A 6,637-nucleotide genomic window follows, 5' to 3' on the forward strand; every position below is an offset into this window, starting at 1 on the left:
TCATCATATCAAAAAATTGGCCCCTTGGCTAACCAATTTGCAGGAGCACTCTCCATTTATCAGCGCACATTCCAGAACGCTCACCTTCAATCTGCCTGCTTCCATTTTGTGCCTCTCCATCTGCCCTTTATCCATTGCATTGCAGCTGTAACCATTCGAACGGTCAAAAAGGACACCCACCATACATCCTGCAGCCCCGCACTCCCAAGCTCAGACGACGCTCCGCTTTTCGCTTTAATAAATAAATCTCCGCAAGCCAGTCCGAGTGTAAGCACGATCCATTGATACGTCCACCGTCTGGATGCAGATAGAACCATCAAGCCGATAATCGCCGCGATGATCCATTCCTTGCTGAATTGTCGGAGCAAGCTGATGGATGACCATTTTAACAGCTCTAGCCACAACCAAGCGGCAGCAACCAATCCGATGTGACCTAATAAAGTAAAGCCGCGCAGCCTAATGAACTGATCCAACAGGAGCAGCACTGCGACAAGGCACCATAACAACCATGCTGCATTTACTTTGCCTGCTGCAGCTATCGTAACGGTGAATCGGTTCAGCAATATCCAAGACACCCCGATACAGATAATCCAGCGCCACGATACGTGTCTCAGCACAACGGTTCGCCAGCCGCTCGCCATTAAGATGAAGAAGCAGATCCATACAATAAAAGACAGTATCCCAGGTGTCAAGCTTCCATCTCCCTAACGTTTCTTCGTATTATTTGGAGGGAGGTATAAAAATAATCGGCGGACTCGCAATGAGTCCGCCGAAAAATAATGAATTCAACTTATTTTTTAAATTTGTTCAGCATGTCGCCAAAGCGTTCGCCTAATGTCACGCTCATTGCTTGGTTGTTGAGAGATACGTTCGGGTTGTTCAGTTCTTCCTTGATTCTCTTCTCTGGCTTCGGAGCTTGAGCTGGAGCTTCTTCCGTTTCTTTAATGCTCAAGCTAACGCGTTTCTCTGCAGGATTGAAGTCCAACACCTTCACTTGCACCGTCTGACCTTGCTTCAATACTTCGAACGGAGTCGCAATATGACGGTGAGCGATTTGGGAAATATGAACCAGACCTTCCACGCCAGGCGTCACTTCAACGAACGCACCGAAATCAACGAGACGTTTCACTTCACCGCTGATGATGTCGCCTGTCTTGATCTTATCAGCAGCTTGCTCCCAAGGCCCCGGTTGAGTCGCTTTGATGCTCAGACTAATCTTGCCGTTGGCAGGGTCAACTTTCAATACTTTTACTCTCACTTGTTGGCCTTCTTGTACAACATCGGATGGTTTATCGACATGCTGCCATGCGATTTCGGATACGTGTACCAATCCGTCCACGCCGCCTACGTCAACAAATGCGCCGAATTGTGTCAAGCGTTGCACGGTACCTTCCAATTCCTGACCTTCTTGAAGGTTCGCCATCACGCGTAGTTTGTTCGCTTCGAACTCTTCTTCCAATACATCTTTTTGAGAAAGAATAAGTTTGTTGTTTTCGCGATCGATTTCTTTTACTTTCACGCGCAGCGTACGACCTTTGTAGTCGCTGAAATCTTCAACAAAATGACGTTCTACCATGGAGGCAGGAATAAATGCGCGCACGCCTACATCTGCGACGATGCCGCCTTTCACTACGTCTGCAACCGTTACTTCGAACACCTCTTGATTGTCGAAGCGCTGCTGCATCAAGTCCCAGGATTGTTCACCGTCGACTTGACGTTTCGAAAGCACGAGACGTTCTTTCTCATCATCGATGCTTACTACTTTACATTCCACTTCTTGGCCTACCTCAACAGCATCCGAAGCTTTGTCAACGGATACGGCAGACAGCTCGCGGATAGGAATTACACCGTCATATTTATATCCAATGCTTACAAATGCTTGGTTGTCATCGATTTTGACAATCGCGCCTTTGACGGTGTCACCTTTTTTCAAGGTTACGATGTTCTCCATCGCTTCTTGGTTAGCCGTTTCGGCCGTTTCATTCACTTTTGTTTCTTCAGACATGTGAAATACCTCCTCGATTGAAACCCCATTTATTGAAACCTGCTATGCAGGAATCATAAGGAACTCTTATCTATGTCTCTTCAAAAAGATAAAGACCTCGATAAGTGGATGCTATTATGCGAACCTGAACTCTAACGTTCCATAAGGATATCCGTATAGAAATTCAGATGTCGTAACGAAATTAAGGGTATAACCTGTAAATAATACCTGTAGTATCTTTCCTAATGAGAAAAACATGCATGCGCTGTATCATGAAGAAGCAGTTTCTTCCTTAATGATACGTTGGATATGCTCCATAATGCGTTCCGTTGCTCTCTCGAGCACGTCGCTTCCCTTCTCTGCCAGCAGATCTGACATATCGATTGGCGGACCGTAACACACTCTAGTCTTGCGAAATAGTTTGTAGTTGCCGATAACGGCCACAGGCACAATGGTAGCTCTGCTTCGCAACGCTATCATCGCAGCGCCCTTCTTCGCAGCAACCGCTCCGTCTGTGTTACGGGTGCCTTCCGGGAATATTCCCATAATCTCGCCGTCGTTCAGCAATTGGAATGCCGTGCGGATCGTTTCTTTGCTTACTCCGCCGCGTTTAACGGGAAACGCTCCCAACGCGTCTATTGCCGGGCCGAATACTGGAACTTTGAACAGTTCCGCTTTGGCCATGAATCGGATGCGCCGATCGAGCAGTATTCCAATAGCCGGGGGATCCAATAAGCTGATATGGTTGGAGCACAAGACGACCCCGCCCTCTTTAGGCACATAATGTTTGTTTTTCGCTTCAAATCGGAACAGAATCCGGTAGAAGAATCGAAGCAGCGCTCTGCAAAACGTATAGAACATAGTAGCTACGGTTCACCATCACTTTCGTATGATCGCGCGATCTACGATGACGCGCACGACATCGGCGATTGTCATTCCCGTCGTATCCAGCAGAACGGCATCTTCCGCTTGCTTTAACGGGGAAACTTCACGCGTCTCGTCTTGTCGGTCACGGTCGGCGATTTCCTGGATGAAATGCTCCAGCGAAGCATTCTCCTTGTCTTTCCATTCCTCGTATCGCCGGCGAGCCCGTTCTTCTACGGAAGCGGTTATGAACCACTTCATTTCCGCATCAGGAAGCACATGTGTACCGATATCACGGCCGTCCATGACCACCCCTTTGCGCTTTGCCATTTGACGCTGCATTTCAACCAGTAGTTCTCGTACGACTCCGACTTGCGCGTATAATGAAGCCAAGCGGCTCATTTCAGACGTTCGTATCGCATCCGTCACGTCTTCTCCATTCAGAAAGACGAATTGACGTTCCGCTTCCGGCCGCAGTTCAATTCTCAAGCACTTCATCTCTTCCGAAAGCGCATCCGTCTCATCCGGACGTATGCATACCCGTGTCATATGTAATGATACGGCACGATACATGGCGCCCGTATCAATATAAACATATCCTAGCTCACGAGCGACGAGGCGGGCAACCGTACTCTTTCCAGCTCCTGCAGGCCCGTCGATGGCGATATTCATTCGTTGCGTCGTAGTCTCACACTGTTGTGTCAACGGGACTGACTCCTTCCCTAGTCATACCTGTAAGAATCTTTATGAACACGCACTGTAAATAGAAACCACAGTAGTAACGTTCATTCAAGAAAAAAGCAGGCATTGCCTGCGACGTGAAAATTATACCACACTTAAAAAAGGGATGCAAAACGAGTCTGTTTCAAAAAAGAGTTGCGGTTCGGTTGGATGTCACTAATTATGCCTAGGACACGTACTTATAAAGAATTCCTTCCAACCGTTCCACCGGACATAAATAATGGCGAAATCCGCCAATCAAGAGCAAACATTGGGTGGCAACGACCAGGATGACGAACGAAAAACATATGCGCGTCACCCAGCGGGCACAGTTGTCCCAATACAGCAACAGCCGGTGTTTTTCATCTTCGAATTCATGCTCCTTCATCTCCTGAGGAACATGCTTGCTGCGATGCGGCCACACTGTTCTCATCATACTCACCCCACATTTTATTGTGGTAGTATATCGTCAGGATGGAAAAATTATGCGGCCGGTATGTATCACTTTCTCAGTTCAAACTGCCGTTCAAAGCAGTAACGAATTAATTTCTGTTGTTCCACTTCAGAGATTTGCTCGAACTTTACCATGACCGCTACTCTTTCCTCGTGAATAGGCTGGATACGAACAATCTGCCCCGTGAACGGAACATGTTCAATTGCTCCGCTGCGAAATGAAACAGCAATCCAGCATTGCAGCAGCTGTGTCTCTCGAAGTCCCCATTTCGGATGTGTGACGAAGGACATCCCGCCTCCGCTAATATCTTCCGACAAGGCAATAAATTTCACGCCATCCATCGTGCTGATGGCTGTCTCCAGATTAGCCTGCACACGCAAATAATTGCGCCGCTGCATTCTGGTAAGCCAATGCTGCTCCGGCTTCCGAATAGACAACATACGAATCGTGTCCTGCCGTCTTCCCGTCACAAGGGTTCGAAAGTGCCACTTCATGCCATCCTCTTGCGAGTAATAAACATCCAGCTCTTCGCCTGCTGCGAACACTCCATATTTCCCCGTTTGCTCACACAAAGGAATTTCAATCCACAAATGTTCTTCATCGATTTCCGTAACTCGGGATTTATAGGTTGGGTCGCCTGCTTGCGCGCGAACCGATTGCATGTACATCATATCATTTATATTAGGTAACATGAGCTCCCCTCCACGCCAATTATAGCATGGGTTGTAGGAGTCCAAAAGAAAAAGGTGCCCCTTCTCCAACCGATTCCTTCATGCATCGCATAAAAGAATGAGGTGGAGGATAGCACCTACACAGCTTCATATTCCGATCAGTTAACTTTTTAACATCGGCATTTCTTCAATTTGCTCTTCGATGCCATTCTCTGCATTAATATAAACACGGTAGGCGCCACCGTTAATTTTACCGCCAAATTCATAGCACAGCACTTCTTCCCCCAAATCATTTTTGATCAGGGACTTACGGTCGAACAGAATGTGCATGTCCGGATTCAGCATCGCACGGGCTTCCTTCATCGTTATCTTCGGCTTGCCTACTGTGCGGTCTTTATGCTCATAGATGTAATCTGTCGCCTGAAGTCCTGTTACTTCCCCGTTATCGAGCGCGACGCGCACGCTTACCTGTTGAGGATATACATACACTCCATCAATAATAGGGACCAACATCAAACTGCCCACATGATTGAATTCGTTATAACGGACTACTTCCATTGAAGGGTAGTCATTCTTCTTCAGAAATTTCTTTGCCGCTTGCTCGGCTTCAGTTATCGAGATACGTTTTGCCTTCACGGAACGGGTGTCCATATAAGACATCAGCATTCCTTGCTTCGTATAGTCCAACGAAATAGAACTGCCATCACCTTTTACGTTCGTAAACGCAGTATACGATTCATACTCCGTCCCTTTTCCGTTCACTCTTACTTGGATAGGCTCATTAGGCTTATGCTCCAAAAATTTTTCTGCTTTCGTTTTGATCTGTTCAACCGTGAGCGGCTGTCCTTTGAGCATCTTAACGGAACGCTTCGTGTATACGCTGGCAACAGACGGGCCCCAATTTAATTCAGGATATTGCCCCACTTTTTTATCGACAGTTTTAAACCCGTCAATAATCGTATTATCCATCTTTTTCTGCTCACTGGCCATGGCAGTCTCAACGTCCATCCAGCGAAGGTTGTTCTTAATAACCTTTCCCTGCACGCTTTGCAGATCTTTAGAGATTTGCGATGCATTCTGCTGCAGTGTCTTCATCGTCTTCACTTCATCGTCAGATAGCGGCTGCTTCGTTAAATCACGAACAGCCGTGCGATAAGCAAAGTTAGAAATACGTGACAAGAAATCTTCCGTCTTATTGAACGGCAACAGTGTAAGCGGGAGTTGGTTAATTTCGTTCTGAGCTTGACTTGTTATGCGCCACACATTGACTAGCCCTTTGCGATGCATGCCTTGTGACTTGGCGTTGACAGCCAACGTTTGACCTAGCTCGCTATGCAGCTTGTCGACGTGATACGACAAGTCGTGAAATGCCCGCTGGTATTGGTTCTCTGCTTTAATTAAGATGGAGTTCTTCTCTTGATGCTCTTGATATCCCCATACAATCGCTCCAATAAAAAAGAACGTAACTATCGGAAACAGCACCGCACTTAATCGTTTATACATCGTACAAACGTCTCCCTTCACAGCAACTTGTATAACATACTGACCATAGTTTGCTGGAAATTCGGGAGCTTTATGCATGGTTTCCAAACGTTACGCTCTTTCACTTTTGATCACGAAGCTTTTCTAGGAGCATATTCGGCATCGAATCTTGCATTCACCCTCGAAGTACGGTACTCATGTAGTCCTGCCTACACTCCGTTCCTTCCTTCTTCGGCTTCACGCAACCTTCTCGGTGCTGAAAAGTGACCCTTTTGTTCTCGTAGCATTTTCTGGGAGCATATTCGGCATCGAATCTTGCATTCACCCTCGAAGTTCGGTACTCATGTAGTCCTGCCTACACTCCGTTCCTTCCTTCTTCGGCTTCACGCAACCTTCTCGGTGCTGAAAAGTGACCCTTTTGTTCTCGTAGCATTTTCTGGGAGCATATTCGGCATCGAATCT

At 47.0% G+C, this 6,637-nt stretch carries 7 protein-coding genes; all 7 read right to left on the reverse strand.

The features are described from left to right. Positions 1-86 precede the first annotated feature (86 nt). The 7 genes from M3650_RS22985 to ypeB all read right to left on the reverse strand — a co-directional run bounded on the left by M3650_RS22985 (position 87) and on the right by ypeB (position 6,196). On the reverse strand, positions 87-692 hold the full coding sequence (locus M3650_RS22985; protein ID WP_251578131.1) for a hypothetical protein: 606 nt from the start codon (positions 690-692) through the stop codon (positions 87-89). A gap of 98 nt (positions 693-790) precedes the next feature. After that, on the reverse strand, positions 791-2,005 hold the full coding sequence (rpsA, locus tag M3650_RS22990) for a 30S ribosomal protein S1 (protein ID WP_251578133.1): 1,215 nt from the start codon (positions 2,003-2,005) through the stop codon (positions 791-793). Between the two features lie 249 nt (positions 2,006-2,254). Beyond that, positions 2,255-2,845 carry a lysophospholipid acyltransferase family protein gene (locus M3650_RS22995; protein ID WP_019419174.1) on the reverse strand — a complete coding sequence of 197 codons (591 nt, stop codon included), beginning with the start codon at positions 2,843-2,845 and terminating at the stop codon, positions 2,255-2,257. Positions 2,846-2,863: 18 nt separating this feature from the next. Continuing rightward, entirely contained in the window at positions 2,864-3,553 is a 690-nt protein-coding gene (cmk, locus tag M3650_RS23000; RefSeq protein WP_483311783.1) for a (d)CMP kinase, read from the reverse strand. A gap of 202 nt (positions 3,554-3,755) precedes the next feature. Then, positions 3,756-4,001: a hypothetical protein gene (locus M3650_RS23005; RefSeq protein WP_251578135.1), complete on the reverse strand. Its 246-nt coding sequence runs from the start codon at positions 3,999-4,001 to the stop codon at positions 3,756-3,758. Between the two features lie 68 nt (positions 4,002-4,069). After that, positions 4,070-4,714 carry a flagellar brake protein gene (locus M3650_RS23010; RefSeq protein ID WP_019419177.1) on the reverse strand — a complete coding sequence of 215 codons (645 nt, stop codon included), beginning with the start codon at positions 4,712-4,714 and terminating at the stop codon, positions 4,070-4,072. Between the two features lie 141 nt (positions 4,715-4,855). After that, positions 4,856-6,196: a germination protein YpeB gene (gene ypeB, locus M3650_RS23015; RefSeq protein WP_251578137.1), complete on the reverse strand. Its 1,341-nt coding sequence runs from the start codon at positions 6,194-6,196 to the stop codon at positions 4,856-4,858. Between the last annotated feature and the right edge of the window lie 441 nt (positions 6,197-6,637).

The organism is Paenibacillus sp. MER TA 81-3 (genome assembly GCF_023713585.1).
In the GTDB taxonomy this organism is placed as follows: Bacteria; Bacillota; Bacilli; order Paenibacillales; family Paenibacillaceae; genus Paenibacillus_B; species Paenibacillus_B profundus.

Coding starts and splice junctions, on each gene's coding strand:
- rpsA (WP_251578133.1), bottom strand. CDS start 2,005: ATGTCTGAAGAAACAAAAGTGAATGAAACGGCCGAAACGGCTAACCAA.
- M3650_RS22995 (WP_019419174.1), bottom strand. CDS start 2,845: ATGTTCTATACGTTTTGCAGAGCGCTGCTTCGATTCTTCTACCGGATT.
- M3650_RS23005 (WP_251578135.1), bottom strand. CDS start 4,001: ATGAGAACAGTGTGGCCGCATCGCAGCAAGCATGTTCCTCAGGAGATG.
- M3650_RS23010 (WP_019419177.1), bottom strand. CDS start 4,714: ATGTTACCTAATATAAATGATATGATGTACATGCAATCGGTTCGCGCG.
- ypeB (WP_251578137.1), bottom strand. CDS start 6,196: ATGTATAAACGATTAAGTGCGGTGCTGTTTCCGATAGTTACGTTCTTT.